This window comes from Xanthomonas protegens, from assembly GCF_038442435.1.
In the GTDB taxonomy this organism is placed as follows: domain Bacteria; phylum Pseudomonadota; class Gammaproteobacteria; order Xanthomonadales; family Xanthomonadaceae; genus Xanthomonas_A; species Xanthomonas_A sontii.
Genome location: NZ_JAQJCQ010000001.1, coordinates 274,744 through 298,667 on the forward strand (window position 1 = coordinate 274,744; position 23,924 = coordinate 298,667).

Annotated in this window: 24 protein-coding genes; 11 read left to right on the forward strand and 13 right to left on the reverse strand. The window is 69.5% G+C overall.

The window, feature by feature from the left end:
* Nucleotides 1-85 precede the first annotated feature (85 nt).
* Entirely contained in the window at nucleotides 86-1,507 is a 1,422-nt protein-coding gene (locus PIQ37_RS01175) for a cryptochrome/photolyase family protein (protein ID WP_342072042.1), read from the reverse strand.
* A gap of 498 nt (nucleotides 1,508-2,005) precedes the next feature.
* Between PIQ37_RS01175 and PIQ37_RS01180 the strand changes: the two genes are divergently transcribed.
* Complete coding sequence (locus PIQ37_RS01180; RefSeq protein ID WP_342072043.1) at nucleotides 2,006-2,518, forward strand: hypothetical protein; 513 nt, start codon at nucleotides 2,006-2,008, stop codon at nucleotides 2,516-2,518.
* An 82-nt stretch (nucleotides 2,519-2,600) separates the two neighbouring features.
* Here PIQ37_RS01180 and PIQ37_RS01185 read toward each other — a convergent pair whose 3' ends face one another.
* The 6 genes from PIQ37_RS01185 to PIQ37_RS01210 all read right to left on the reverse strand — a co-directional run bounded on the left by PIQ37_RS01185 (nucleotide 2,601) and on the right by PIQ37_RS01210 (nucleotide 8,282).
* Nucleotides 2,601-4,019, reverse strand: coding sequence for a replicative DNA helicase (locus PIQ37_RS01185; RefSeq protein WP_017909018.1), 1,419 nt, complete (start codon nucleotides 4,017-4,019; stop codon nucleotides 2,601-2,603).
* A 262-nt stretch (nucleotides 4,020-4,281) separates the two neighbouring features.
* Complete coding sequence (locus tag PIQ37_RS01190; protein ID WP_017912795.1) at nucleotides 4,282-4,836, reverse strand: NADPH-dependent FMN reductase; 555 nt, start codon at nucleotides 4,834-4,836, stop codon at nucleotides 4,282-4,284.
* A 52-nt stretch (nucleotides 4,837-4,888) separates the two neighbouring features.
* Nucleotides 4,889-5,566, reverse strand: a complete 678-nt coding sequence (locus PIQ37_RS01195; RefSeq protein ID WP_342072044.1) for a glutathione S-transferase family protein — start codon at nucleotides 5,564-5,566, stop codon at nucleotides 4,889-4,891.
* A gap of 37 nt (nucleotides 5,567-5,603) precedes the next feature.
* Entirely contained in the window at nucleotides 5,604-6,143 is a 540-nt protein-coding gene (locus tag PIQ37_RS01200; RefSeq protein ID WP_342072045.1) for a GNAT family N-acetyltransferase, read from the reverse strand.
* Nucleotides 6,144-6,191: 48 nt separating this feature from the next.
* A complete protein-coding gene (locus PIQ37_RS01205; RefSeq protein WP_342072046.1) occupies nucleotides 6,192-7,367 on the reverse strand; it encodes an acyl-CoA dehydrogenase family protein in 1,176 nt (391 codons plus the stop codon).
* A 99-nt stretch (nucleotides 7,368-7,466) separates the two neighbouring features.
* Nucleotides 7,467-8,282, reverse strand: coding sequence for a glycine zipper 2TM domain-containing protein (locus tag PIQ37_RS01210; RefSeq protein ID WP_342072047.1), 816 nt, complete (start codon nucleotides 8,280-8,282; stop codon nucleotides 7,467-7,469).
* A 173-nt stretch (nucleotides 8,283-8,455) separates the two neighbouring features.
* On the opposite strand from PIQ37_RS01210, the gene PIQ37_RS01215 reads away from it, so the two are divergent.
* The 3 genes from PIQ37_RS01215 to PIQ37_RS01225 all read left to right on the forward strand — a co-directional run bounded on the left by PIQ37_RS01215 (nucleotide 8,456) and on the right by PIQ37_RS01225 (nucleotide 11,403).
* Complete coding sequence (locus tag PIQ37_RS01215; RefSeq protein ID WP_017912800.1) at nucleotides 8,456-8,692, forward strand: DUF6116 family protein; 237 nt, start codon at nucleotides 8,456-8,458, stop codon at nucleotides 8,690-8,692.
* 6 nt (nucleotides 8,693-8,698) lie between these two features.
* Nucleotides 8,699-9,493: a TatD family hydrolase gene (locus tag PIQ37_RS01220; RefSeq protein WP_342072048.1), complete on the forward strand. Its 795-nt coding sequence runs from the start codon at nucleotides 8,699-8,701 to the stop codon at nucleotides 9,491-9,493.
* A 473-nt stretch (nucleotides 9,494-9,966) separates the two neighbouring features.
* Nucleotides 9,967-11,403, forward strand: coding sequence for a putative bifunctional diguanylate cyclase/phosphodiesterase (locus tag PIQ37_RS01225; RefSeq protein WP_342072049.1), 1,437 nt, complete (start codon nucleotides 9,967-9,969; stop codon nucleotides 11,401-11,403).
* Here PIQ37_RS01225 and PIQ37_RS01230 read toward each other — a convergent pair.
* A complete protein-coding gene (locus PIQ37_RS01230; protein ID WP_342072050.1) occupies nucleotides 11,400-12,212 on the reverse strand; it encodes a tRNA threonylcarbamoyladenosine dehydratase in 813 nt (270 codons plus the stop codon). The genes PIQ37_RS01225 and PIQ37_RS01230 overlap by 4 nt on opposite strands.
* 132 nt (nucleotides 12,213-12,344) lie before the next feature.
* Here PIQ37_RS01230 and PIQ37_RS01235 point away from each other — a divergent pair, with 132 nt between their 5' ends.
* Both PIQ37_RS01235 and PIQ37_RS01240 read left to right on the forward strand, forming a co-directional pair.
* Nucleotides 12,345-12,779, forward strand: a complete 435-nt coding sequence (locus PIQ37_RS01235) for a hypothetical protein (protein WP_342072051.1) — start codon at nucleotides 12,345-12,347, stop codon at nucleotides 12,777-12,779.
* A 251-nt stretch (nucleotides 12,780-13,030) separates the two neighbouring features.
* On the forward strand, nucleotides 13,031-13,513 hold the full coding sequence (locus tag PIQ37_RS01240) for a glycine zipper 2TM domain-containing protein (RefSeq protein ID WP_342072052.1): 483 nt from the start codon (nucleotides 13,031-13,033) through the stop codon (nucleotides 13,511-13,513).
* Between the two features lie 85 nt (nucleotides 13,514-13,598).
* Here the strand turns inward: PIQ37_RS01240 and PIQ37_RS01245 are convergent, their stop codons facing one another.
* Nucleotides 13,599-13,817 carry a cold-shock protein gene (locus PIQ37_RS01245; RefSeq protein WP_017909030.1) on the reverse strand — a complete coding sequence of 73 codons (219 nt, stop codon included), beginning with the start codon at nucleotides 13,815-13,817 and terminating at the stop codon, nucleotides 13,599-13,601.
* A 239-nt stretch (nucleotides 13,818-14,056) separates the two neighbouring features.
* Here PIQ37_RS01245 and PIQ37_RS01250 point away from each other — a divergent pair, with 239 nt between their 5' ends.
* Together PIQ37_RS01250 and PIQ37_RS01255 are read left to right on the forward strand one after the other, a co-directional pair.
* Entirely contained in the window at nucleotides 14,057-14,542 is a 486-nt protein-coding gene (locus tag PIQ37_RS01250) for a DUF456 domain-containing protein (protein WP_342072053.1), read from the forward strand.
* Between the two features lie 142 nt (nucleotides 14,543-14,684).
* Complete coding sequence (locus PIQ37_RS01255; RefSeq protein ID WP_026143478.1) at nucleotides 14,685-15,836, forward strand: phospholipase A; 1,152 nt, start codon at nucleotides 14,685-14,687, stop codon at nucleotides 15,834-15,836.
* Nucleotides 15,837-16,098: 262 nt separating this feature from the next.
* Here PIQ37_RS01255 and PIQ37_RS01260 read toward each other — a convergent pair whose 3' ends face one another.
* The 4 genes from PIQ37_RS01260 to PIQ37_RS01275 all read right to left on the reverse strand — a co-directional run bounded on the left by PIQ37_RS01260 (nucleotide 16,099) and on the right by PIQ37_RS01275 (nucleotide 21,229).
* Nucleotides 16,099-18,153, reverse strand: coding sequence for a TonB-dependent copper receptor (locus PIQ37_RS01260; protein ID WP_342072054.1), 2,055 nt, complete (start codon nucleotides 18,151-18,153; stop codon nucleotides 16,099-16,101).
* A gap of 35 nt (nucleotides 18,154-18,188) precedes the next feature.
* Nucleotides 18,189-18,587: a DUF2946 family protein gene (locus PIQ37_RS01265; protein WP_407136340.1), complete on the reverse strand. Its 399-nt coding sequence runs from the start codon at nucleotides 18,585-18,587 to the stop codon at nucleotides 18,189-18,191.
* Nucleotides 18,588-18,963: 376 nt separating this feature from the next.
* Entirely contained in the window at nucleotides 18,964-19,599 is a 636-nt protein-coding gene (locus tag PIQ37_RS01270) for a glutathione S-transferase family protein (protein WP_017915531.1), read from the reverse strand.
* Nucleotides 19,600-19,708: 109 nt separating this feature from the next.
* A complete protein-coding gene (locus PIQ37_RS01275) occupies nucleotides 19,709-21,229 on the reverse strand; it encodes a fumarate hydratase (RefSeq protein ID WP_342072055.1) in 1,521 nt (506 codons plus the stop codon).
* A gap of 101 nt (nucleotides 21,230-21,330) precedes the next feature.
* Between PIQ37_RS01275 and PIQ37_RS01280 the strand changes: the two genes are divergently transcribed.
* The 3 genes from PIQ37_RS01280 to PIQ37_RS01290 all read left to right on the forward strand — a co-directional run bounded on the left by PIQ37_RS01280 (nucleotide 21,331) and on the right by PIQ37_RS01290 (nucleotide 23,906).
* A complete protein-coding gene (locus PIQ37_RS01280; RefSeq protein WP_342072056.1) occupies nucleotides 21,331-22,212 on the forward strand; it encodes an RNA polymerase sigma-70 factor in 882 nt (293 codons plus the stop codon).
* Nucleotides 22,213-22,296: 84 nt separating this feature from the next.
* Nucleotides 22,297-22,737 (forward strand): carboxymuconolactone decarboxylase family protein, encoded by a 441-nt coding sequence (locus tag PIQ37_RS01285; RefSeq protein ID WP_342072057.1) that lies wholly within the window; start codon nucleotides 22,297-22,299, stop codon nucleotides 22,735-22,737.
* A gap of 266 nt (nucleotides 22,738-23,003) precedes the next feature.
* On the forward strand, nucleotides 23,004-23,906 hold the full coding sequence (locus PIQ37_RS01290; RefSeq protein ID WP_342072058.1) for a dimethylarginine dimethylaminohydrolase family protein: 903 nt from the start codon (nucleotides 23,004-23,006) through the stop codon (nucleotides 23,904-23,906).
* The last annotated feature ends 18 nt before the right edge of the window (nucleotides 23,907-23,924 follow it).

The window sequence follows — 23,924 nt, forward strand, 5'->3', positions numbered from 1 at the left end:
TCCGAGCCCGGAGTGAATCATGGCCCCGCGAAGGGCGTCAATCGCGCCAGCGGCTGTGCTGCGCCGCGCAATACGGCGCCCGTGCTCAGCCGGCGGCGGTCTCGCGATAGGCGGCCAGCGCCGCATCGCGGCCGGCAGCCAGGTCCACGATCGGCTGCCGCGGATACTGCGGCGCGGCGTGCGCCAGTCGCTGCGGCGCCTGCCAGGGCGCGAAGCGGTCGGCCACCGGCAGCGCCGCCAGTTCCGGCACCCAACGCGCGATGTACTCGCCCTTCGGATCGAACTTCTGCGCCTGGGTCACCGGATTGAACACGCGAAAATACGGCGCGGCATCGGCGCCGGTGCCGGCCACCCACTGCCAGCCCAGCGTGTTGTTGGCCAGGTCGGCATCGACCAGGGTGTCCCAGAACCAGCGCGCGCCTTCGGACCAATGCACGCGCAGGTGCTTGCACAGGTAGCTGGCGACGATCATGCGCACGCGGTTGTGCATCCAGCCGGTGTGCCACAGCTCGCGCAGGCCGGCATCGACGATCGGCACACCGGTGCGTCCGCTCTGCCAGGCGTGCAATGTCGCCGCATCGGGCCTGGCCCAGCGGAAGCGCTCGAAGCGCGGATTGAGGTTGCGCTCCGGCGTGTCCGGGAAATGGTGCAGCAGGTGGTGGGCGAAATCGCGCCAGCCGAGCTGGCGAATGTAGCCGTCGATCGCCGCGGCGGTGGCGGCGCGGCGCTGCTGTTCCAGCGTCGCGACGATGCGCCACGGCGCGATCTCGCCGAAATGCAGGTGCGGCGACAGCCGCGAGGTGCCGACCTGGTCGGGGCGGTCGCGGCCATCGAGATAGTCGCGCAGCGCGCCGTCGACGAACACGTCCAGCGCCTCGTGCGCGCCCGCCTCGCCCGGCTGCCAGACCTCCCAGAAGCCGCGATCCCAGGCCAGCGCCGTGGCAAGACCGAGTCGTTCCAGCGGCAGGCTGTCCAGATCCTTGGGCGGCGCAGGCAGCGTCTTCGGCGCGGCCTGCAACGCGGGCACCTGCCAATGGCTCAAGGCGCTGCGCCAGAACGGGGTGAACACCTTGTACGGGCCGCCCTGCTGCGTCGCCAGTTGCCAGGGTTCGAACAGCAGCGCGCTGTTGTGGCTGTGCACCTCCAGGCCCTGCTCGCGCAGTTCGCGCTTGAGCCGCGCATCGCGCGGTTGCGTGGCCGGCTCGTAGCGCCGGTTCCAGTACACGGCCACCGCGCCGCAGTCGGCGATCACCTGGCGCAAGGCGGTCTCGGCCGGGCCCTGGCGCAGGATCAGGCGCGAACCGCGCGCGCGCAGTTGCGCGTCCAGCGCCGCCAGCGAGCGCTGCAGCCAGCTGCGCGAAGCCGCGCCGGCGGCCCAGGCGCCCTCGTCCTCCGGGCTGTGCAGGTACACCGGCACCGGCGTATGCCCGGCATCCAGGGCGGCCTGCAGGGCGGGTTGATCGTGCAGGCGCAGGTCGCGCCGGAACCAGACGATGGCGTAGCTCATGCGAGGGGACGCAGTGAAGGACGCGCCATGATACGGATCGGGTGCAGCGGCCAGGTGAGCATGCGGCGCGAGTCGCACATGCTTCGACGCTGCCGATCCTGACGCGACGCGGGCCGCGCTGGCCGGATTTCGTAGACATCGCCGCGCGCCGCGCACGTGCGCCTCGTCCGCCCTGCTATAACGCCGTGGCGGGCGCCGTCATGTCGAAGCGGCGCCGCGACCGCTGCTGATGGATGACGTTCCGGGGAAGGACGTCGTCCGTGCTTTCGCTGCACCGCGCACGACACGGCCACGGCCGTCTCGCGCGCACGGGGGAACATCCGCCATCGCCTCTGCGATCTCACGGCCATCACCGCCGGCGAGCGCGGTTGCGTGCGCCCCGAACCGCCCGCGCCCGGACCTGCATCGACAGGGCCGCGACGCGCTGCGGACAGCGAATGGCGCAGCACGGCCACGCCCATCGCCGACATCCGCAATGATTTCAGGAGAGCAAGACCCATGGACAAGCGCATCGCAAAAGCCGCCCTCACCCTCGCACTGAGCCTCGCCGCCCCGCTGGCGATGGCCTGCACCACCGAACCGGGCCAATTCCAGAACGAAGTCGGCATCGACAATGGCGTCGAATGTGGCGGTGGCGGTGGTGGCGGCGGAAGCACGCCGGTCTACACGCTGCAGGGCGTGATCCAGAACCAGGGCTACGAGTCCGACGGACGTCCGGCCGGCGGCAAGCGCCTGAAGATCCGCGCGTACTCGCGCTTCGCCAACGCCAACAACGACCGCGTCGACGCCAACTACATCAACGTGCGCTGCAACGCCTACGACCAGATCGGCAACGGCTACACCACCGACTACGACGAGGAAGGCAACGGCGCACTGGTCGACGTGCACTTCAAGTCGAACTTCGTCTACGGCATCTATCGCAAGATCACCGTGGTCTGCACCCACCACGCCGAGTACGGCGCCAACACCTACGACGCCACCAGCAACGCCGAGATCGAGATTCCCTACTGATCGCTGCGTCGCGCCCTCACGCCGGCGCCCGGAACGTACCGGGCGCCGCACTCGCAAGATGATGTGCGTATAGCGCGCAGGCTTACTCGAACGCACCCACCGAATCGTGGGCGAGGTTGTCGAAGCGGGTGTATTCGCCGAAGAACTTGAGCTTGCACGACCCGGTCGGGCCGCCGCGGTGCTTGCCGATGATGATTTCGGCCAGGCCCTTGTCCGGCGAATTTTCCTTGTTGTAGTAGTCGTCGCGGTAGATGAACACGATCATGTCCGCGTCCTGCTCGATCGCGCCCGATTCGCGCAGGTCGGCCATCACCGGGCGCTTGTCGGTACGGGTTTCCAGCGAGCGGTTGAGCTGCGACAGCGCGATCACCGGCACGCCGAGTTCCTTGGCCAGGCCCTTGAGCGAGCGCGAGATCTCCGAGATCTCGGTGGCGCGGTTTTCGCTGTTGCCGGGCACCGACATCAGCTGCAGGTAGTCGATCACGATCAGGCCCAGGTCGTGCTCGCGCTTGAGCCGGCGCGCCTTGGAGCGCAGCACTTCCGGCGACACGCCCGGCGTGTCGTCGATGAAGATCTTGGTCTCCTTGAGCATCTTGATCGCGCCGGTGACCCGCGCCCAGTCCTCGTCCTCGAGCTGGCCGGTGCGCAGGCGCTGCGCGTTGATGCGGCCGTTGGAGGAGATCAGGCGCATCGCCAGCTGCGAGGCCGACATTTCCATCGAGAACACCGCCACCGCCTTCTTCGACTTGATCGCCGCGTACTCGGCGATGTTCAGCGCGAAGGTGGTCTTGCCCATCGCCGGACGCGCGGCGAGGATGATCAGGTCGGTCGGCTGCAGGCCGGCGGTCATCGCGTCGAAATCGTTGTAGCCGGTCGGCAGGCCGGTGATGTTGCCGCCGTTCTCGAAGCGGTTGCGCAGTTCCTCGAACGCGTCCTTCAACGCGCCGGGCATCGCCACGAAGTCGCTGCGTCCGCGCGCACCGGCCTCAGCGATCTGGAACACGGCCTTTTCCGCCGATGCCAGCAGTTCCGAACTCTCGCGCCCTTCCGGCTGGAAGCCGTCGTTGACGATGGTGGTGCCGACCTCGATCAACTGCCGCAGCACCGCCTTGTCGCGGACGATTTCCGCGTAGGCGACGATGTTGGCGGCCGACGGCGTGGTGCTGGCCAGTTCGATCAGGTAGGCGCCGTCGCCGACCATCTCCAGCTTGCCCTGCGATTCGAACCACTCGCCCAGGGTCACCGCGTCGAACGGGCGCCCCTTCTCGGCCAGCTCGCGAATCGCGCGGTAGATCAACTGGTGATCGCGCCGGTAGAAGTCGTTCTCGGTGAGCTGGTCGTTGACCCGGTCGTAGGCGTCCGGCGCCAGCATCAGGCCGCCGAGCACGGCCTGTTCGGCCTCGATCGAGTGCGGCGGCACGCGCAACTGGTCGAGACGCGGCTCGCTGCGTTCGCTGCGCTCGCTTTTGCGATCGCCGCGGTAGCCGGGACGGGCGGACATAGGCTGGGTCTTCTCTGTGGGGCGCGGGCGCCGGGCGCGGCCTCACCGCGGCCCGGGCGCCGATTTTAGTCGCCGCGCCCGGCCGGGGCTAGGGCGACGCTTAACACAGGGCGCCTGCCTGAGCGGCGGCACCTGCGTCGTCCCGCCTAGCCAGAGGCTGGGGACAAGTCTGGGGACAAGCGGTTGAGAACCTCGCCGAGGCCGCGTCGCGCAAGGCCCGCCCTGCCCCATCGGCGCACCACGGCACGCGCCGGGATAGCGCTCAGGCCTGCAGTTCGTCGATCCAGGCGATGAACTTGTCGACGAAGCCGGCGAGGAACTTGCGCGTGCGCTCGTCGTCGATCGCGCCGTCCTCGGCAATCAGGCCCTCCTTGAACTGCAGAAAGATCTCCGGCTGCCCCAGCACCGGCATGTCCAGGTAGGCCAACACGTTGCGCAGGTGCTGCTGCGCCATGGCGGTGCCGATCGCCCCCGGCGAGGTCCCGCACACCGCCGCCGGCTTGCCGGCGAATGCGCTCTCGCCATACGGCCGCGAGCCCAGGTCGATGGCGTTTTTGAGCACGCCGGGGATGGAACGGTTGTATTCGGGGGTGACGAACAGCACCGCGTCGGCGCCGCTGACCTGCGTCTTCAGGCGCCGGCCCTGCGCCGGATAGTCGTGGTCGTGGTCCTGGTTGTACAGCGGCAGGTCGCCGATCTCGACGTACTCGAAACGGGCACGGTCGCCGGCAAGTCGCTCCAGCGCGTGCGCCAGGCGCCGATTGAACGATTCCTTGCGCAGGCTGCCGACGAACACGGCGATGCGGTACTGGCTCATGGCGTAGCTCCTGACTGAATGGATCTTCAGGCTAGCCGCCGGCGCGCGGCAGTCAGGTGAACGCCGTTGACGTCCCGGTCTGCGCCAAACGTGCCTGCACGTCCTCCGGCAGCGGCGGCAGCGCCACGAAACCCGGCGTCGCGCGCACCCGCTGCAGCCAGTCGCACAGCGCCGGATACTGCGTAAGCGCGATGCCGGCATCGCCGGCGCAGTGTGTATAGGCGAACAGCGCGATATCGGCGACGCCGTAGGCCGGCCCGGTGAACCAGGCCTGCGCCTGAAGGTGCTGCTCCATCACCGCCAGCGCCCGCAGCGCGCCCTCGCGCAGGCGCGGCAGTTCGGCACGGCGCGGCGAGTCGGGCGGCGTCCAGCCGCAGACGAAGCGCGCCACCGCCACGTAGGGTTCGTGGCTGTACTGCTCGAAGAACAGCCAGCTCAGCGCCTGCGCGCGCTGCCAGGGATCGGCGGGCAGATAGCCGGTGCCCTCGGCCAACCAGCACAGGATGGCGTTGGATTCGGCCAGCACACGGCCGTCCTCGCGCTCCAGCAGCGGCACCTTGCCGTTGGGATTCTTGGCCAGGAACGCCGGGGTGCGGGTCTGGCCGTTGGCGCTGTCGACCTCGACCCAGCGGTAGCCGCAGCCGAGCTGGTCCAGCAACAGCCGCACCTTGTAGCAATTGCCGGACAGCGCCATGCCGTACACGGTCAGGGGAAAACGTTCGGATGCCATGCGCCGCTCCTGAGTCGAATGCTGCCGTCGTCGTGGCTCAGCCCCGCGCCTGCCACTGCGCGCGCGACTGGCCCCACACTTCCACCTCGAATGCCTGCAGCGGCTCGGGCAGGCGATCCTGGCGCTGGTAGCGCGACCCGAGCTTGCCCGCCACCGCCTTGGAGTTGGCGTTGTCCGGCACGATGGTGTGGATCACCTCGGTCCAGCCCAACTGCGCGAACGCCCAGTCGATCGACGCCGTGGCCGCCTCCGGCGCATAGCCCTGGCCCCAGAACGGACGGGCGATGCCCCAGCCGACTTCCGGACCCGGCCAGCCGTGCGGCTGCCAGGGGCCGACCCGGCCGATCCACTGCCCGCTGCGCTTCTCGATCACCGAGAACATCGCAAACCCCTGCAACTGCCAGCTGCCGACCAGCGAGGTCAGGCTGCGCCAGACCACCGATGGCGCCTGCACGCCGCCGAGGTGATGCATGGTCTCGGCGTCGGCGGAAAAGGCGCAGAACGCCGCGAAATCCTCGGCAGTGGGCGGGCGCAGCACCAGGCGCTCGGTTTCCACGCGCACATCGAAGATGCTCATCGTCGGTTCTCCTGTGAACAGGCCCGCGGCCGGCCGCGGGCCTTGGCTTCAAAACGCATTGATACCGGTGAGTTCGCGGCCGACCACCAGTTGGTGCACGGTCTCGGTGCCCTCGTAGGTGATCACCGATTCCAGGTTCAGCGCATGCCGGATCGCGCCGTAGTCGGTGGTGATGCCGGCGCCGCCGAGCAGGTCGCGGCATTCGCGGGCGATGTCCAGGGCCATGCGCACGTTGTTCCACTTGGCCAGCGACACCTGCGCCGGCTGCAGCGTGCCGGCGTCCTTGAGCCGGCCCAGTTGCAGCGCCAGCAACTGCGCGCTGGCGATGCGCCGTGCCATGTCGGCCAGCTTGATCTGCGCGCTCTGGGTGGCCGCCAGCGGCCGCCCGAACAGCATGCGCTCGCCGGCATAGGCCAGCGCCTCGCGCAGGCAGGCGATGGCCGCGCCGATCGCGCCCCAGCTGATGCCGTAGCGGGCCTGGGTCAGGCAGCCCAGCGGACCCTTCAGGCCGCGCACGCCGGGCAGGCGCTGGCTGTCGGGCAGGCGCACGTCGTCGAAGAACAGCGCCGAGGTCACCGAGGCGCGCAGGCTCATCTTGTGCGCGATGTCCTGGGTGCCGAAGCCCGGGGTGCCGGCCTCGACCAGGAAGCCCTGGATGCCGTCGTCGGTCTGCGCCCACACGATCGCCACGTCGGCGATGCTGCCGTTGGTGATCCACATCTTGCTGCCGCTCAGGCGCCAACCGTCGCCGTCGCGCACCGCACGGGTCTGCATCGCCGCCGGGTCGGAGCCGCCCTGGGACTCGGTCAGGCCGAAGCAGCCGATCGCCGTGCCGGCGGCCATCGCCGGCAACCAGCGCTGGCGTTGCGCGTCACTGCCGTAGGCATGGATCGGGTACATGCACAGCGAGGACTGCACGCTGACGAAGCTGCGCAGGCCGCTGTCGCCGCGCTCCAGTTCCTGGCAGATCAGGCCATAGCAGACCGCGTTGAGGCCGCCACCACCCTGCCCGGCCGGCAGGCTCGCCCCGAGCAGGCCCAATTGCGCCAGCTCCGGCACCAGTTCGCGCGGGAACCGCGCCTGGTCGAAGGCCTCGCCGATCACCGGCAGCACCTTCGCATCGACGAAGCGCGCCACCGCCTGCTGGATCGCGCGCTCCTCCTCGCTGAGCAGCGTGGCTACGTTGAACAGGTCGTCGCAAGGCAGGGGCATGGCGGCATCCACGGCGAAAACCGCATTGTATCGGCCCCGCCCGCGCCGCCGCCCGCAGATAGACGAAGGCCGGCGCAAGCGCCGGCCTCCGGAGGTGCAACCGACTGCGACTCAGCGCTGGCTGACGGCGACGTCGCCGGCCGATGCGGTTTGGGTGACCAGGCGGCCGTCCAGCACCGGCAGGCGGTCGCTGTTCGGGCGGTCGTCCATGCGCACGGTCTTTTCCTGGCCGTCGTAGCGGTAGGTCACGTCGTAGCCCTTGACCACGTCCTGCGTGCCCATGGCGATGCGGCTGCCCGGCTTGCTGTCCATGCGCATGGTGCCGGTGGTGCCGTCGTCGTTGCGGTAGGTCACGTTGTAGCCGGTGACGGTCGAGGACTGCGCGGTGCTGTTCTCGGTGTGGCACTGGCGCTCGGTGCGGTCGACCACGCGGCCGCCGACATGGTTCTGGTCGATGCGGTTGCCGATGAAGCCACCGGCCACCGCGCCGGCCGCGGTCGCGGCCTTGCGGCCGTTGCCATGGCCGATCTGGTTGCCGAGCAGGCCACCGACCACGGCACCGACCACGGTGCCGCCGACATTGCCGTCGCGCTCGGGCAGGCGCTCCTGTACCACCACGTCGTTGCACACCTGGCGCGGCGTGGTGGTGGTGGAGGTCTGGCGCAGCGGTTCGGTGCCGATCACCTCGGCGTAGCGCTGCTGCTTCTGGGTGATCGGGTCGACCCGCACCACATCGGCGTACTCGAGCTTGCCGCCGACGCTGTTGTCCATCGCGCTGTCGCCGCGGGTATTGTCCAGGGCCGGGCGCACGTCGCTGCTGGCGACGTCCACGGGTTTGTCGCGATTGTTCATGAAGGCCGCGGTGGCGACGCCGCCGACCAGCAAGGCGCCAGCCGCGACCAGAACGGTTGTCGTAGTGCTTTTCATGTGTGCTCTCCTGCGGGCTGACCGCGTTGTCTACGGTGCTGTGATTACCATGCCGAAGCTGAACCGATCCGCTCCCTATTCAGTAACGCGCCATGCCCTCGACTGGTAACGCCGCTGGAACGTCGCCATATCAAAGCTGTTAGCGTTTCCACCACTGCCCCGGAGCACCTGACATGCCCAACCCGATCGTCTATCCGCTGCTGCGCTGGGCGGGCAAATTGCGCTACCCGACGCTGTTCAAGATCACCGCCGGGCTGTTCGTGCTGAGCGTGCTGCTGCCCGATCCGGTGCCCTTCATCGACGAGATCGTGTTCGGCCTGGGCACCCTGCTGCTGGCCAACTGGAAGACCCGCACCCCGGCGCCGGCCACCGAGCCGTTGAACTCCACCGCGCAGCGCGTGCGCCGCTGAGCGCCGATGCCGTTGATCGATAGCCATTGCCATCTCGACGCGGAGGAGTTCGATCCGGACCGCGACGCGGTGATCGCGCGCGCGCAGGCGGCGGGCGTGCAGGCGCAGGTGGTGCCGGCGGTGACCGCGGCGTCCTGGGCGAAGCTGCGTGCGGTCTGCGCGGCCGCGCCCGGCCTGTACCCGGCGTATGGCCTGCATCCGCTGTTCCTGGACCAGCACCGCCCCGAGCACCTGCCCTTACTCGGCGAGTGGATCGAACGCGAGCGCCCCTGCGCCATCGGCGAATGCGGCCTGGACTTCTTCGTCGAAGGCTTGAACGAAGCCGAGCAGCAGCGCTACTTCGTTGGCCAACTGCAACTGGCACGAGAGTTCGACCTGCCGGTGATCGTGCATGCGCGACGTGCGGTGGACGCAGTGATCCTGGCGATCCGCAAGGTCGGGCGCCTGCGCGGCGTGGTGCACAGTTTCGCCGGCAGCGCCGAACAGGCCGCGCAGTTGCGCTCGCTGGATTTCCTGGTCGGTCTCGGCGGGCCGGTCACCTACGAACGGGCGCAGCGCCTGCGCCGGCTCGCCGCCACGGTGCCGTTGCAACAGCTGCTGCTGGAAACCGATGCGCCGGACCAGCCGGATGCGGCGATCCGCGGCCAGCGCAACGAACCGGCGCGGCTGCGCACGGTACTGGACACCATTTCCGAGCTGCGCGACGCGCCTGCCGCCTCCATCGCCGCGCAGACCACGGCCAATGCGCGGCGGCTGTTCGGCCTGCCCGACGCGAGCGCCGCAACACCCGTCACACCCTGACGCGGCACGTCGCTGCGAACAGCACGCTTGGACACTGCGCGTCGCTTACTGACGCGCCGACACCGGAAGCGCGATGCCAGCCATCGACCGCGCATGGCGCGGCTGCACAGTGCTTGGCGCGGCACATCGCCTGCCGAAGCAGCTTTCGTACGAAACTGTGAACTGAGCAGGTGGATGCCTGCCTTTTGACCGGGTTTCGGCGCGCTTGCTTCTGCTACTGTGCACCGCGCTGAACGGCGAGCGAATCTTTTGTCCGCCAGGCACCGGAGTGTGAACCCGTTCGCTCTCAGCAAAAGGCTCGGCGGCCGGCTCGATGGCACGCGTTCTGGCAGATCGGATCATCCTGGCGTGAAACAACCGGCAAGCCGTATCCCCTACCCGCTTCTCCACAGCGCGCGGCGCACGCGTGCGATCGCCTCCTCCGCGGCCGCCCCGGCGCGAGCGGTGCCATCGCGCATGCGAGCGCCACGACGATGAAAAGCGGCGCGAGTTCGGAGAAACACGTCTCCAACGGCGAAAGCTGGGTCTCCCTGAAATTCCGCGACAGCAATCGCAGCCGCAAGATGCGCAGCACCCTGACCCTGGCCGGGGTCTCGTGCACCACGCTCGGCGCCTTGTGGACCGTGTGCTACCTCTACTACGGCCGGCCGGAACTGGCGCTCGCCTTCGTCGGGCTCACGGCGGTCGGCCTGCTCGCGCTGGGCCGCCGCCGCCATTGCGACGAGGCTTCGTTGTCGCTGGTGGCGCATGGCGTGTTCGTGGTGGTGCTGGTGATCTCGATCATCGATGCGCCGATCGGCACGGTGCCGCGTTCGGTGCACACCTTCTTCCTGCCGCTGGCGGCCGGCGCGCTGTTCGTGTTCGACCGCAGCCGCCGCTACCGCGCGCTGGTGTTCCCGCTGGCGTGCCTGGGCGCCTTCGTCGCGTTCGGTTCGGGCGAACTGGACTGGCTGGCGCCGACGTCCTCGCCGCCGCTGGGGATGCGCCGGCTCGGCGCGATCTCCAACATGGCGTGCGCGGCCGGCCTACTCGCGGCGATCCTGCACATCTACCGCAACGACGTGAACGCGCGCATTTCGATGGAGCGGGAACTGGCGCGTGCAGTCGGCAACGGCGAGATCGAGGTGCTGTACCAGCCGCAGGTGAGTGCGAACGGCAGCATGCTCGGCGCCGAGGCGCTGGTGCGCTGGCGCCATCCCAGCGGCAAGCTGCTGACCCCGGACAAATTCATCCCGCTGGCCGAAGAGAGCCAACTGATCCGGGACGTGGGACTGGAAGTGCTGCGTCAGGTCTGCAGCACGCTGCGGCGCTGGTCGCACGAGCAGGATCTGCGTGCGCTGGTGGTCGCGGTGAACGTCAGCCCGGTGCAGTTGCTCGATCCCAACTTCGTGGCGTCGGTGAAGCAGGTGATCACCAGCGAGGGCGTGGCGCCTTCGTCGCTGGAATTCGAACTGACCGAATCGGCGCTGTACGTGGACACCGCCGGGGTGCGCGCCAAGATGCACGAACTCAAGGCGTTCGGCATCGGCTGGGCGCTGGACGATTTCGGCACCGGCTTCTCGTCGCTGGCCATGCTCAGGACGCTGCCGGTCACCAAGCTCAAGATCGACCGGCAGTTCGTCAACGACGCCAAGGCCGACGAGTCCTCGCGGCGCCTGCTGGCCAAGATCGTGGAGATCTCGGAGGTGATGGGCATGGTCGCGCTCGCCGAAGGCATCGAGGATGCGCAGCAGTGCGAGATGCTCTCGGCGATGGGTTGCCGGCACTTCCAGGGCTTCCTGTTCGGCCGGCCGCAGCCGGCGCACGACCTGGAACGGCTGGCCTTCCTGCAGGCCGGCACCGAGCGCAACCTGATGAGCGGTGCGGCCACGCGCGCACCGGACGCGCCGCCGCCGTCCGGCGCGCGCTAGGCGGCCGCCGCCTCGCGCGCCACCGCGCGTTTCAACAGCATCTCCAGCGCCTTGCCGACCGCGGCGAAGGCGAAGGCACCGGTGATGTGGGTAGCCGCGCCCAGCCCGGCGCCGCAGTCCAGGTTCAAGGCCGCGTCAGGCCCCAGCACCGGCCGCAGTCCGCAGACACTGCCATCGGCCTGCGGATAGCGCACGTTCTCCAGCGAGTACACCGCCGGCACGCCGAAATAGCGCTGCGGGTTCTTTGGGAAATTGAATTCGCTGCGCAGCTTCTTGCGGATCAGCGCCAGCATGGCGTCGTGCTCGGTGCGCGACACGTCGCGGATCCGCACCAGGGTCGGATCGGTGCGCCCACCGGCCGAGCCCACGGTCAGCAGCGGCAGCTTGCGCCGCCGGCACCAGGCGATGGTCTCGACCTTGACCCGAAAGCTGTCGCAGGCATCGATCACCAGGTCGAAGCCGGCATCGAGCACCTCGGCGATGTTGGTCGGGGTGAGGAAGGCCGCGACCGCCACCGCCTCGATCTGCGGATTGATCGCCACGCAGCGCTCGGCCATCGCCACCGCCTTGTTGCGCCCGTACTGACCGGCCAGTGCCGGCAACTGCCGGTTGGTGTTGGACACGCAGATGTCGTCGGCGTCGATCAGGGTCAGATGCCCGACGGCCGAGCGCGCCAGCGCCTCGACCACCCACGAGCCGACCCCGCCCATGCCCACCACCGCCACCCGGCACCGCGCCAGCCGCGCGATCGTGCCTTGCCCGTAGAGCCGGTCGATGCCGGCGAAGCGTTCGCGCCATTGTTCGTTCATCCGCGCATTTTAGGGGATTGCCTGGGGAGCCGGGATTGGGGATTGGGGATTCGCGGCGTAGCTTGGCCGCCCGTGCGCGCCGCGTCGCCGCAGGCGTACCATCGGCGCTCCATCCCGCTGCGCATGCCTGCCATGTCCAAGCCGCCCTCATCCCCGCCCGCCTCCACCTCACGCTATCTGTTCGTGCTGCTGGCCGGCCTGTTGCTTGGCCTGGTGCTGACGGTGATGGCGCTGCGCGCGGTGCAGGCGCGGCAGGATCCGTTCCCGCGCAGCCTGATGCAGGTCATGGGCAAGCAACTGGCGCTGCTCGAACGCGACACCGCGCACCGGCAATGCAGCGGCGCGGGTCCGCAGGCGCGGCTGCGCACGCTGCGCCTGCTCGGCGACGAGCTGGGCACGGCGTTTCCCGACCTGGCCGACGACAGCCGCTTCCGCGAGCACGCCGATGCGCTGCGCGCCGGCGTGGACGCGGCGCTGGCACAGCCGCCGGCCGACTGCGCGGCGCTGGCGCAGGCGCGCCAGCAGATCGACGAACGCTGCGACGCCTGCCACCGCGATTTCCGCTGAGCGCGCGGCGAGAGCGGCGCCGAGCTTGCTGCAGGGGGTTCGCTGACGGACCGACGCAGGTCTCGATGCGCCGGCGGCGTGGCCTCGCCGCGAACGTGTCGGTGCGCGTCTCGATGAATTGCTGCTGACGCCGGCCGGCGCGAGGCTGAACGGTACCTGCCAGGGTTGGCGTTTCATTCACGCAGGGGTGAACAGGATGCGTGCGAACGCGGCGCTGCCGCCGCGCTCCATCACTGTCGAGGAGAGCACCCATGAAGATTCAACTGATGGCCACCGCTGCCGTGGCGACCCTGGCGCTGGCAGGCTGCGCCACGTCCCCGGGCTATGGCGGCGGTTACGGCGGCGGCTACAACCAGCCGGCGCGCGGCGGTTACACCCAGACCCGCTGCGCCGACTGCGGCATCGTCACCCGCATCGACACCGTGCCGTCCGGCCGCACCGCGCCGTCGGCCACGGGCGCGATTCTGGGCGGCATCGTCGGCGCGGTTGCCGGCCACGAGATTTCCGACCACACCGGCGGCAGCAAGGGCAACCAGAACGTGTCGGCGGTGGCCGGTGCGGCGGCCGGTGCGCTGGCCGGCAACCAGATCCAGAAGAACGTCACCAGCGACACCTACGACGTGCATGTGCAGATGGACGACGGCCGGGTGATCGTGGTCAACCAGCGCGACCTGGCCGGTGTGCGCGAGAACACCTACGTGCGCGTGGTCAACGGGCGCGTCGTGCCGCGCTGATCGGCCTCGCCGAACTGCCCTGAAACGCAAAAAGGCCCGCAGCGCGGGCCTTTTTGCTGCGCGCGGCGCCGCGCGCGACAACGCCTCAGAGCGGCTGCACCGCGTCGGCCTGCAGGCCCTTCTGGCCCTGGACCACGGTGAAGCTGACCTTCTGGCCTTCCTTCAGACTCTTGAAGCCCTGGGTCTGGATCGCCCGGAAGTGCACGAACACGTCCTCGCCGTTTTCGCGGCTGATGAAACCGAAACCCTTGGCATCGTTGAACCACTTCACGGTGCCGTTTTCGCGATTGCCAGTGCCGTTCATGATCGACTTACTCCTTGGAACACGTCTCAGGGGTGGGTACGCCGTGGGGTGCGGCGGCTGGTTGCAAGGAGGAAGCGAGGTATAACGATGTAGCGGATCGGTGGATCTACCGCATCAGGCCACGATTCACGGTGACCTTTGCAAACGCAGCGGCTGCAACTTACCCCGGTCAAAATGAAAATGCAATCAGCAAAAAGACCCCATCTGTCAACCCCCAAATCTCCCCCGCGGTGAGCCACATGGACCCTGCGTTCATCTATTACGTCTGTGCCGGTCTCCTGGTTCTGGTCGGGCTGGCAGGGGTGCTGCTGCCGGCCCTGCCCGGCACGCCGCTGATGTTCGCCGGAATGCTGCTGGCGGCCTGGGCCGACGGCTTCCAGCGGCTGGGCTGGCCGACGCTGACCGTGCTGGGCGTGCTCACCGCGCTGTCGCTGCTGGTCGACCTGTTGGCGACCGCGTTCGGTGCGCAGCGCGTCGGCGCCAGCCGCAAGGCGCTGTGGGGGTCGGTGCTGGGCGGGATCGCCGGCATGTTCTTCATGCCCATCGGGCTGTTCGTTGGCCCCTTCGTCGGCGCCCTGGCCGGGGAGTACTGGCACGGCCGCGAACTGCGCCAGGCGACCCGCGTCGGCGTCGGCACCTGGCTGGGCATCGTCCTGGGTACCGCCGCCAAGCTCGGCCTGGCCCTGGCGATGCTCGCGGTGTTCGCGGTGGCCTGGGTGGTCTGACGCAGCCCTCCTGAAGACGGCGTCGCGGCGGCAGCATGAACGTGTGATGACCCTGTTGTCGTCACTTCCTGTATTTTCCCTGCCGGCCATTCACCCCGGCAGCGCACCACCCGCCCGCGCCGCCCGTTGCAGCGAGAACCGCATGTCCCATCGTCAGGTCCGTCCCCTGTTGCTGCTGTCGATCGCGGCCGTGCCGCTTGCGCACGCGCAGGAAGTCCTGCCCACCCCCGCCTCGCCGGAAGCCTGCGTGGCGATTTCCAGCGACGCCGCCCGCCTGGCCTGCTACGACCAGGCGCTGTCGCGCCGCACCGCCGATCCGCAGGCCGCCGATGCCGCGGCAAAGGCTGCCAGCGAACGCCAGAAGCAACAGTTGGACGCCAGCGTGCCGGAGGATGCCGGCGTCGCCGAGCGCACCCGCCAGCGCGCCGCCGCGATCTTCAAGCAGGACCGCTACGACAGCACCATCGCCAATGCCGGCAAGGGCTCGCTGCTGGACAGCCGCTGGGAACTGGCCAAGGACTCCAAGCTGGGCACCTTCCAGTTGCGCGCCTACAAGCCGGTGTACCTGCTGCCGGCGTTCTGGACCAGCAAGAAGAACGAGCTGCCGTCCTCGCCGAACCCGGTCAACACGGTGACCACCGCCGAGCCGCTGGACAGCGTGGAGGCGAAGTTCCAGCTGAGCTTCAAGACCAAGATCGTGGAGAACATCTTCGGCGACAACGGCGACCTGTGGGGCGCGTATACCCAGAGCTCGCGCTGGCAGGTCTACAACGCGGAGCAGTCGCGACCGTTCCGCGAGACCAACTACGAGCCGGAACTGATGCTGGTGTTCCGCAACAACTATAGCCTGTTCGGCTGGAAGGGCCGGATGACCGGCATCCAGCTGACCCACCAGTCCAACGGCCGCAGCGATCCGCTGTCGCGCAGCTGGAACCGGGCGATGCTCAACATCGGCCTGGACCGCGACAACTGGGCGCTGGTGCTGCGCCCCTGGTACCGCATCCCGGAGAGCCGCAAGCAGGACAACAATCCGGACATCGAGGACTACATGGGCCGCGGCGACGCGACCCTGATCTACAACCGCAACGGTCACGAGGTGGCGCTGATGGCGCGGCATTCGCTGCGCGGCGGCGACCGCTCGCACGGCGCGGTGCAGCTGGACTGGGGCTTCCCGATCAGCAACCTGCTGCGTGGCCATGTGCAGGTGTTCGACGGATACGGCGAGAGCATGATCGACTACAACCACCGCGCCACCTATGTGGGCGTCGGCATCTCGCTGCTGGAATGGTTCTGATCGGCCGGCACCTGAGTCACACGCGCGGCGCCCGCCTGGCGGACGTCGCGCGTGCTGGTCACGCGTTGGACGCGCACGCCGCGTGGACGTCTGGATTGCTGCAGTCACGGCGCGCGCGGACAGCGTCGAAGTTTCCTGCATGCAATGCCGCATCGCTGCGAACTGCATACGAGGAGTTGCCCTGGGCACATCGCCGGGCCTCACCGCGACGGCGGCGCGGCCGCCACGCGACCGCGCCCACTGATCAACTGGCGCCGATCGCTCAGAACCGGTAGTTGCCCTTCAGCCAGAGATTGCGGCCGGGTTCGGCGATGCGCACCGGGTCGGCCGGGAAGCCGAAGTCGGCGCTGCCGGCCAGGTTGAGATGTTCGCTGTAGCGCCGGTCGAACACGTTGTCGATGCCGGCACTCAGCCGCAGTGCCTCACTGACCCGGTAGCCGCCGCTCAGCCCCAGCGTGGCGAAACCGGCGCTGCGGCCGAGGTCGCGGCCGACCACGTTGCCCTGGTCCAACGCCACCCGACCCTGTCGCGCGACCGCGCGCAGCAGCGCCCCGGCCGACCAGCGCTGCCCTTCCCACTCGATCCGCAGCCGCGATTCCAGCGGCGGCATCTGCGGCAACGGCGTGCCGTCGCTGCGGTTCTCGCCCCAGGCGTAGGCCAGCGTGCCGCCAAGGGTCAGGCCGTGCAGCGGCTGCCAATCCAGTCCCGCCTCGGCGCCGGCGATGCGCGCGTCGACGTTGTCGACGCGGGTGGTGGTGCCCATCATGCCGCCGTCGGCATAGGTGAACAGGATGAAGTCCTGCACCCGCCCGGCGTAGGCGGAGACCCAACCCTGCACGGTCGCGCCGCGGTACTGCAGGCCGAGATCGAGCTGGGTGGTGCGTTCCGGGCGCAGCCCGGCGAAGGCGTTGGCCGCGCCCATCGGGCCCATGTCGGCGGAGAACAGTTCCCAGTAGTCCGGCATGCGTGCGCTGCGGCCGAGGCCGGCATACCAGACGGTGTCGGCCGAGAGGTTGCGCTCCACGCGCAGGAAGCCACTGCCCAGGTCTTCGCTGCGCGTCTGCCCGGCGGTGGGATTGGGCATGCCCATCATGCCGATGCTGCGGCGGGTGTCCTCGACCTGCGCGCGATCCAGGCGCAGGCCGGCGATCCAGCGTTGCGCCGTGCCGGCGCCGAAGGTCGCCTCGGCGAAGGCGCCAAGATTGTCGAACCGCGCGTCGGTGCGCCACGGCACGGTCCGGTATGCGCCCTCGCCGCTGGCGCTGCGGTCGCGGTGGCGGCTTTGCTGGGTGTCGACGCCGGCCTGGACCACGACCTGGTCCCAGCGCCACTCCGATTCCACGCGCCCGCCGCGGGTGCGTCGGTCCACGTTGGCGGCCATCGGCATCGGCATCGCCGACTGCGGGTTGGGCCGGCGCAACGTGTAGTTGTCCATGACGTGGTCGGCGTCGTTGACGTAGGCGTTGGCGCGCAGTGCTTCCCAGGCGCCGGGCAGGTCGGTGCGCTCGAAGCGCGCGGCGTAGCTGGTGCGACGGAACTGGGTGCCGTCCATGCTGCGCCCGGCGTAGCGGGCCAGGCCGTCGCCGCTGCCGGCGGAGAGTTCCAGCACGGTGTCCGGGTCCGGGGTCCAGCCCACCGCGGCGTCGGCATTCCACTTGCGCCAGCGCGAGGGCACCACTGCGCCGTCGCCGTCGCGGTAGTCGCCGGACTCGGAGCGGTTGGCGTCCACGCGCGCATAACCGCTGCGGTTGCCGCCGCGCAGGTCCAGGTTCTGGTCGTTGCGGTTCCAGGACCCGACCAGCGCGCTGGCCTCGCCTTCCAGCGTCGGTGCCGCGTAATGCGGGGTGTCGCGCTCGAAGCGTACGGTGCCGGCGGAGGCGCCGGGGCCCCAGCGCACGGTCTGCGGGCCCTTGACGATGGTGAGCCGGTCGAAGGTCTCCGGCGCGATGTAGGACAGGGCGTTGTCCATCCGCGCCGGGCACGCGCCGACCAGGGTGCCGTCGTTGCTGAGCACGTTGAGCCGCGAGCCGAACATGCCGCGCAGGACCGGATCGCCGTTGGTGCCGCCGTTACGGATCGCGGCGAAGCCCGGCACGGTCTTCAGATAGTCGGCACCGTCGCTGGCCGGCACCGGCTGCCGCGGCAGCTTCGGATCGACCGTCCAGGTCAGCGGCGCGACCGGCGCGGTGGCGGTCACCTGCATCCGGTCGAGGGTGGTGGCATCGGGCGCCTCGGCGTGGCCGGAAGCGGGAAACAGACTGACAAGAATGCAGCACGACAACGCCGCCCGCGCGGGCGACGGCAGGAACTGAGGCATGAGGTGAACTCCAGAAAAGAACGGCGCCGGCGCGCCTAGCGCACCGGAAACAGGAGAGCGTTCTGGAGATTCAGCGGCGGCCCGCGCGCGGCGTGCGCCCGCCAGCGCACGGCGGCATGGACGCGATGGCGCAGCGGCGTCGCGGCCCTCGGCGCCGGCAAGGCCGCAGCCAGCAGCAGGACGATCGCCAGCCATGGCAGCAGCCGCGCGGCGAGCAGGCAGTAATCGCAGGCGGCATGCGCCGGGCCATGGTCGCGCTGTGCGCCCGACGCCTCGTGGTGATCGGCGTGGATCGTGTGCGCGGCACCGTGTTCCGGTGGCGGTTCCGGCATCGTCTGCAATCCGGCGGTCGTGCACATCGGCACCGACAGGCTCGCGGTCTCCAGCAGCCGGCTGGCCACCGGCGCGACCACCAGCAGCAGCGCGGCCAGCAAGGCGGGCCAGCGCATCAGGCGGCGCAGTCGGGCGGGAGCACGGAGGACGGACACCGCGTCATTCTAGGCGGCCGCGTCGGCAGCGGGTCGGCCGCAGTGGCGGGTGCGACAACGTGACGCAGGAGGGGGCGCCGCTGACTACTCAGCGACGCGCGATGCTTCCGTACGAGTGAGCGCAAACCACGTGAACGGTCAGCACACGTGCTTGTGAATCAGCGCTTTGCTGATTCGGCTCTCATGTCAAAAGCCAGAAAAAGCGGACGAGTAAGCTTCCGCGAACCATCTTCGTTGTCCGGGGAAGCTGCCGGAACCCCGACAGCCGACGCCACACGACGTAGCCGCCGTTGCTTCCGGATCCGCGCTTCCGCGCCGCTGCTCACGCCCAGTCAGTAATGCCTTCCCGCCGATAGGTCTCGTGGAACGCCGGGCGCGCCTTCATCCGCTCGGCCAGTGCCTTGAGCGCCGGCCAGCTGTCGGTGGGCCGCGGCATGTTGCGCGACCAGCGCATCAGCATGACCAGCACGAAGTCGGCGGCGCTGCAGTGCTCGCCCAGCAGGTAGGGGCCGCCCTGCTCCAGGTGCGTGGCCACCTCGTCCCAGGCCTTTTCCAGGAACGCGCGGGCACTGGCGCGCACGCGCTCGGCATTGTCGGCGCCGGCCGGTTCGTCGGGATAGAACCAGTCGCGGTAGGCCGGCATCAGGGTGTAGGCGCCGAACAGCATCCAGCGGTAATAGGCCGCGCGCTCATGGGTACCGGGCGGCGGCGCCAGGCCGGCGTGCGGATACAGGTCGGCCAGGTGCATGGCGATGGCGACCGATTCGGTCAGCACCTGCCCGTCCAGCACCAGGGTCGGTACCCGCCCCTGCGGGTTGAGCGCCAGGTACTCGGGGCTCTTTTGCTCCTGGCGCTCGAAATCGAGCATGCGCAGTTCGAAATCGACCTGCAGTTCGATCAGCAACCAGTGCACGACGAACGAGGCGGTACTGGGCGAGCCGTAAAGCACGATGGACACGACGCTTTCCCCGGAGGCGGAACCAGCGCCGATTATTGCCGCGGCGCCGGCGCACCGCCAGCGCCGCGCACGACGCCGGCGACTTCGCTGGCGTTCGCGCTGCGGCCGATCAGGCCTCGACCACCACCGGGATCTTGCCGATGCGCGCCTGCCACTCGCGCGGGCCGGTCTTGTGCACCGACTCGCCGCTGGAATCGACCGCCACGGTCACCGGCATGTCCTTGACCTCGAACTCGTAGATCGCCTCCATGCCCAGGTCTTCGAACGCCAGCACCTTGCTGGCCTTGATCGCCTTGGACACCAGGTAGGCCGAGCCGCCGACCGCCATCAGGTACACCGCCTTGTTGTCGCGGATCGCGGCGATCGCCGCATCGCCGCGCTCGGACTTGCCGACCATGCCCAGCAGGCCGGTCTGCTCCAGCATCTGCCGGGTGAACTTGTCCATGCGCGTGGCGGTGGTGGGGCCGGCCGGGCCGACCACTTCGTCGCGCACCGGATCGACCGGGCCGACGTAGTAGATGAAGCGGTTGGTGAAGTCCACCGGCAGCGTCTCGCCGCGGTTGAGCATGTCGATCATGCGCTTGTGCGCGGCGTCGCGGCCGGTCAGCAGCTTGCCGTTGAGCAGGATCGTCTCGCCCGGCTTGAAGCTGGCCACTTCCTCGCGGGTGATGGTGTCCAGGTTCACCCGGCGCGCGTTGGTCGGGTTGTAGGTGAGCGTGGGCCAGTCTTCCAACGACGGCGGATCCAGCATCACCGCGCCGCTGCCGTCCAGGGTGAAGTGCGCATGGCGGGTGGCCGCGCAATTGGGGATCAGCGCCACCGGCAGGTTGGCGGCGTGGGTCGGGTAGTCCTTGACCTTGATGTCCAGCACCGTGGTCAGACCGCCCAGGCCCTGCGCGCCGATGCCCAGCGCGTTGACCTTCTCGTACAGCTCCAGGCGCAGTTCCTCGGCACGATTGGACGCGCCGCGGGCCTGCAGGTCGACGATGTCGATCGGCTCCATCAGCGCTTCCTTGGCCAGCAGCATCGCCTTCTCGGCGGTGCCGCCGATGCCGATGCCGAGCATGCCCGGCGGGCACCAGCCGGCGCCCATGGTCGGCACGGTCTTGAGCACCCAGTCGACGATGGAATCGGACGGATTGAGCATGGCGAACTTGCTCTTGGCCTCCGAGCCGCCGCCCTTGGCCGCGACGATGACGTCGACGGTGTTGCCGGGGACCACCTTCACGTTGACCACCGCCGGGGTGTTGTCCTTGGTGTTCTGGCGCTTGCCGGCCGGATCGGCCAGCACCGAGGCGCGCAGCTTGTTGTCCGGATGGTTGTAGGCGCGGCGCACGCCCTCGTTGACCATGTCCTCCACGCCCATGGTGGCGTCGTCCCAGCGCACGTTCATGCCGATCTCGAGGAACACGGTGACGATGCCGGTGTCCTGGCAGATCGGCCGGTGGCCCTCGGCGCACATGCGCGAATTGATCAGGATCTGCGCGATGGCGTCCTTGGCCGCCGGCGACTGCTCGCGCTCGTAGGCCGCGGACAGGTTCTTGATGTAGTCGACCGGGTGGTAGTAGCTGATGTACTGCAGCGCGTCGGCGACGGACTGGATGAGGTCTTCCTGCTTGATCGAGGTCACGGCTGGCTCTGCGGCTGGCGGGGGGAAACCCGCCCATTTTAGGGCAAAGTGGCGGGCCCGCCCGCTGTCACGCCGGCACGCCCTGTTCCGTCCTGGTCGTCATGACCCACGATCCGACCTTCGAATCCCACCGCGCCCGGCTGTTCGGCCTGGCCTACCGCCTGCTCGGCAGCCGCGCCGACGCCGAGGACACCGTGCAGGACGCCTGGCTGCGCTGGCAGGCCAGCGACCGCCGCGCGATCCGCGACCCCGCAGCCTGGCTGGTGACCGCCACCACCCGGCTCGGCCTGGACCGCCTGCGCGCGGCGCGCAACACCCGTGTCCACTACGTCGGCCCGTGGCTGCCCGAGCCGCTGGAGATCGCCGACGACGCCGACCCGGCCGAGCGCCACGACCGCGCCGAGCAGGTGTCGGTGGCGTTCCTGGCATTGCTGGAGCGGCTGAACCCGCACGAGCGCGCGGCGTTCCTGCTGAAGGAGGCGTTCGACTACGACTACGCGCAGATCGGCCGCACCCTGGAGCGCAGCGAGGCCGGCTGCCGGCAACTGGTGCACCGGGCGCGCGAGCGGCTCGGCCAGGGCCAGGCGCGCTTCGCGGTCACGCCCGAGCGCCACCGCCAGTTGCTGGAGCGCTTCCTGCACGCCTCGCAGCGCGGCGACCGCGCCGCCATCGCCGCCTTGCTGCATGCCGATGCGCAGTTGCTGTCCGACGGCGGTGGCAAGGTCACCGCCAGCCTGCGCCCCTTGCACGGCGCCGAGCGCATCGGCCGGCTGTACTGGGCCGTGGCGCGGCGCGGCCTGGGCCTGCAGGCGCGGATCGGCACGGTCAACGGCGAACCGGCGATCCTGCGCTTCCTGGGGCCGAGGCTGCAGTCGGCGACGCTGCTGGTGATCGACGGCGAGCGCATCGCCGAAGTGCTGACCCTGATGAATCCGGACAAGTTGCCGGCGCCGACGGCGAAATCTGCAGCCAGCGACGACTGAGCTGCTGCGACGCTGTCACGCCGACACACGCCGCCGCGTCCTGGAGGGGAAGGCGGCCATGGTGGCCGCCATGCACGAACCGCCATGCACTTCCATCGCATCGACTACACCCGCCACGAACCCGACGCATTCCGCGCCTTGCTCGGCGCCAGTCAGCAGGTCCACGACGGCACCCTCGGCAGCGCCCTCACCGAACTGGTGTTCCTGCGCGTGTCCCAGCTCAACGGCTGCGCCTACTGCATGGACATGCACGCCAGCGCCCTGCGCAGCGCCGGCACCGAGCCACGCAAGCTCGACACCCTCGCCGCCTGGCGCGACAGCCGCTTCTTCGACGCCCGCGAGCGCGCCGCGCTGGACTGGGCCGAAGCGCTGACCACGCTGCCTGCCGGGGCACCGCCGCAGGCCGTCTACGACGCACTGGCGACGCAGTTCGACCCGGCCGGGATCAGTGCGCTGACCATGGCCGTGGCCGTGATCAACGCCTGGAACCGGCTGGGCGTGGGGCTGCAGCCGGCGCTGCCGTAAGGGCGCTGCGCGCCGGGATTGGGGATTCGGGATTCGGGATTCGGAGGCAGGATCGCGTAGTCGGCAATTGCGCGACACCTCCCGAATCCCGAGTGCTCGCCGCTGGACGCACTCCCCACACACCAACGCCAGGCAGACCCCCAGCGCGCGCGGTTCTGCTTGCACGAATCCCCAATCCCGAATCGCCACTCCCGCCACCAAGACCGACATGTCCCCGCAACACGCCGCCGCTAGCGTGGCGCGCATCGCAGACGTGGAGCGCGCGCATGATCGAGAACGCCCTTGCTGTCGGCCTGGCCGACGAGACCGACCTGGCCCTCGCCTCCCCCGAGCCGCACTCCCGCACCGGCGCCGCGCATGGCCACCGCCTGCTGATGTGCGCGCCGCAGCACTTCGCGGTGGACTACGTGATCAACCCGTGGATGGAAGGCAACGTCCACGCCGCCAGCCGCGAGCGCGCGCAGGCGCAATGGAACGCGCTGGTGGCCGCCGCCGAGGCAGCAGGCGCCCGCGTCGACTGCATCGCTGCGGCGCCGGGCCTGCCGGACATGGTGTTCAGCGCCAACGCCGGCCTGGTGCTCGGCGATCGTTTCGTGCCCAGCCGCTTCCGCCACGCCGAACGCCGTGGCGAGGAAGCCTTGTTCACCGCCTGGTGCCGCCAGGCCGGCCTGCGCATCTGCGAACTGCCCGAGCAGGTGTATTTCGAAGGCGCCGGCGATGCACTGCTGGACCGTGGCGCACGCCGGCTGTGGATGGGCCACGGCCACCGCAGCGACCTGGCCGCCGCGCACGAACTGACCGACCTGCTGGACATCGAGGTGGTGCCGCTGCGCCTGGTCGACGCACGCTTCTATCACCTGGACACCTGCTTCTGCCCGCTGCGCGACGGCCACCTGCTGTACTACCCGGCCGCGTTCGACGCCGACGCGCAGCAGGCGATCGCCCAGCACGTCCCGGCCTCGCGGCGCATCGTCGTCGGCGAGGCCGATGCCCTCGCCTTCGCCTGCAATGCGGTGGACCTGGACGACACCCTGCTGCTCAACCGCGCCTCGCCCGCGCTGTGCGCCGCCCTGGCCGCGATCGGCTACCGCGTGGTGCAGACCCCGCTGGACGAATTCCTCAAGGCCGGCGGCGCCGCCAAGTGCCTGACGCTGCGGCTGGACGAATAAGCCGAAAGAAGCTCCAGC

What these genes read in the sequence shown, in the direction of transcription:
- PIQ37_RS01175 (WP_342072042.1), bottom strand. Translation starts at nt 1,507, where the DNA reads ATGAGCTACGCCATCGTCTGGTTCCGGCGCGACCTGCGCCTGCACGAT.
- PIQ37_RS01180 (WP_342072043.1), top strand. Translation starts at nt 2,006, where the DNA reads ATGGACAAGCGCATCGCAAAAGCCGCCCTCACCCTCGCACTGAGCCTC.
- PIQ37_RS01185 (WP_017909018.1), bottom strand. Translation starts at nt 4,019, where the DNA reads ATGTCCGCCCGTCCCGGCTACCGCGGCGATCGCAAAAGCGAGCGCAGC.
- PIQ37_RS01190 (WP_017912795.1), bottom strand. Translation starts at nt 4,836, where the DNA reads ATGAGCCAGTACCGCATCGCCGTGTTCGTCGGCAGCCTGCGCAAGGAA.
- PIQ37_RS01195 (WP_342072044.1), bottom strand. Translation starts at nt 5,566, where the DNA reads ATGGCATCCGAACGTTTTCCCCTGACCGTGTACGGCATGGCGCTGTCC.
- PIQ37_RS01200 (WP_342072045.1), bottom strand. Translation starts at nt 6,143, where the DNA reads ATGAGCATCTTCGATGTGCGCGTGGAAACCGAGCGCCTGGTGCTGCGC.
- PIQ37_RS01210 (WP_342072047.1), bottom strand. Translation starts at nt 8,282, where the DNA reads ATGAAAAGCACTACGACAACCGTTCTGGTCGCGGCTGGCGCCTTGCTG.
- PIQ37_RS01215 (WP_017912800.1), top strand. Translation starts at nt 8,456, where the DNA reads ATGCCCAACCCGATCGTCTATCCGCTGCTGCGCTGGGCGGGCAAATTG.
- PIQ37_RS01220 (WP_342072048.1), top strand. Translation starts at nt 8,699, where the DNA reads ATGCCGTTGATCGATAGCCATTGCCATCTCGACGCGGAGGAGTTCGAT.
- PIQ37_RS01225 (WP_342072049.1), top strand. Translation starts at nt 9,967, where the DNA reads ATGAAAAGCGGCGCGAGTTCGGAGAAACACGTCTCCAACGGCGAAAGC.
- PIQ37_RS01230 (WP_342072050.1), bottom strand. Translation starts at nt 12,212, where the DNA reads ATGAACGAACAATGGCGCGAACGCTTCGCCGGCATCGACCGGCTCTAC.
- PIQ37_RS01235 (WP_342072051.1), top strand. Translation starts at nt 12,345, where the DNA reads ATGTCCAAGCCGCCCTCATCCCCGCCCGCCTCCACCTCACGCTATCTG.
- PIQ37_RS01240 (WP_342072052.1), top strand. Translation starts at nt 13,031, where the DNA reads ATGAAGATTCAACTGATGGCCACCGCTGCCGTGGCGACCCTGGCGCTG.
- PIQ37_RS01245 (WP_017909030.1), bottom strand. Translation starts at nt 13,817, where the DNA reads ATGAACGGCACTGGCAATCGCGAAAACGGCACCGTGAAGTGGTTCAAC.
- PIQ37_RS01250 (WP_342072053.1), top strand. Translation starts at nt 14,057, where the DNA reads ATGGACCCTGCGTTCATCTATTACGTCTGTGCCGGTCTCCTGGTTCTG.
- PIQ37_RS01255 (WP_026143478.1), top strand. Translation starts at nt 14,685, where the DNA reads ATGTCCCATCGTCAGGTCCGTCCCCTGTTGCTGCTGTCGATCGCGGCC.
- PIQ37_RS01260 (WP_342072054.1), bottom strand. Translation starts at nt 18,153, where the DNA reads ATGCCTCAGTTCCTGCCGTCGCCCGCGCGGGCGGCGTTGTCGTGCTGC.
- PIQ37_RS01280 (WP_342072056.1), top strand. Translation starts at nt 21,331, where the DNA reads ATGACCCACGATCCGACCTTCGAATCCCACCGCGCCCGGCTGTTCGGC.
- PIQ37_RS01285 (WP_342072057.1), top strand. Translation starts at nt 22,297, where the DNA reads ATGCACTTCCATCGCATCGACTACACCCGCCACGAACCCGACGCATTC.
- PIQ37_RS01290 (WP_342072058.1), top strand. Translation starts at nt 23,004, where the DNA reads ATGATCGAGAACGCCCTTGCTGTCGGCCTGGCCGACGAGACCGACCTG.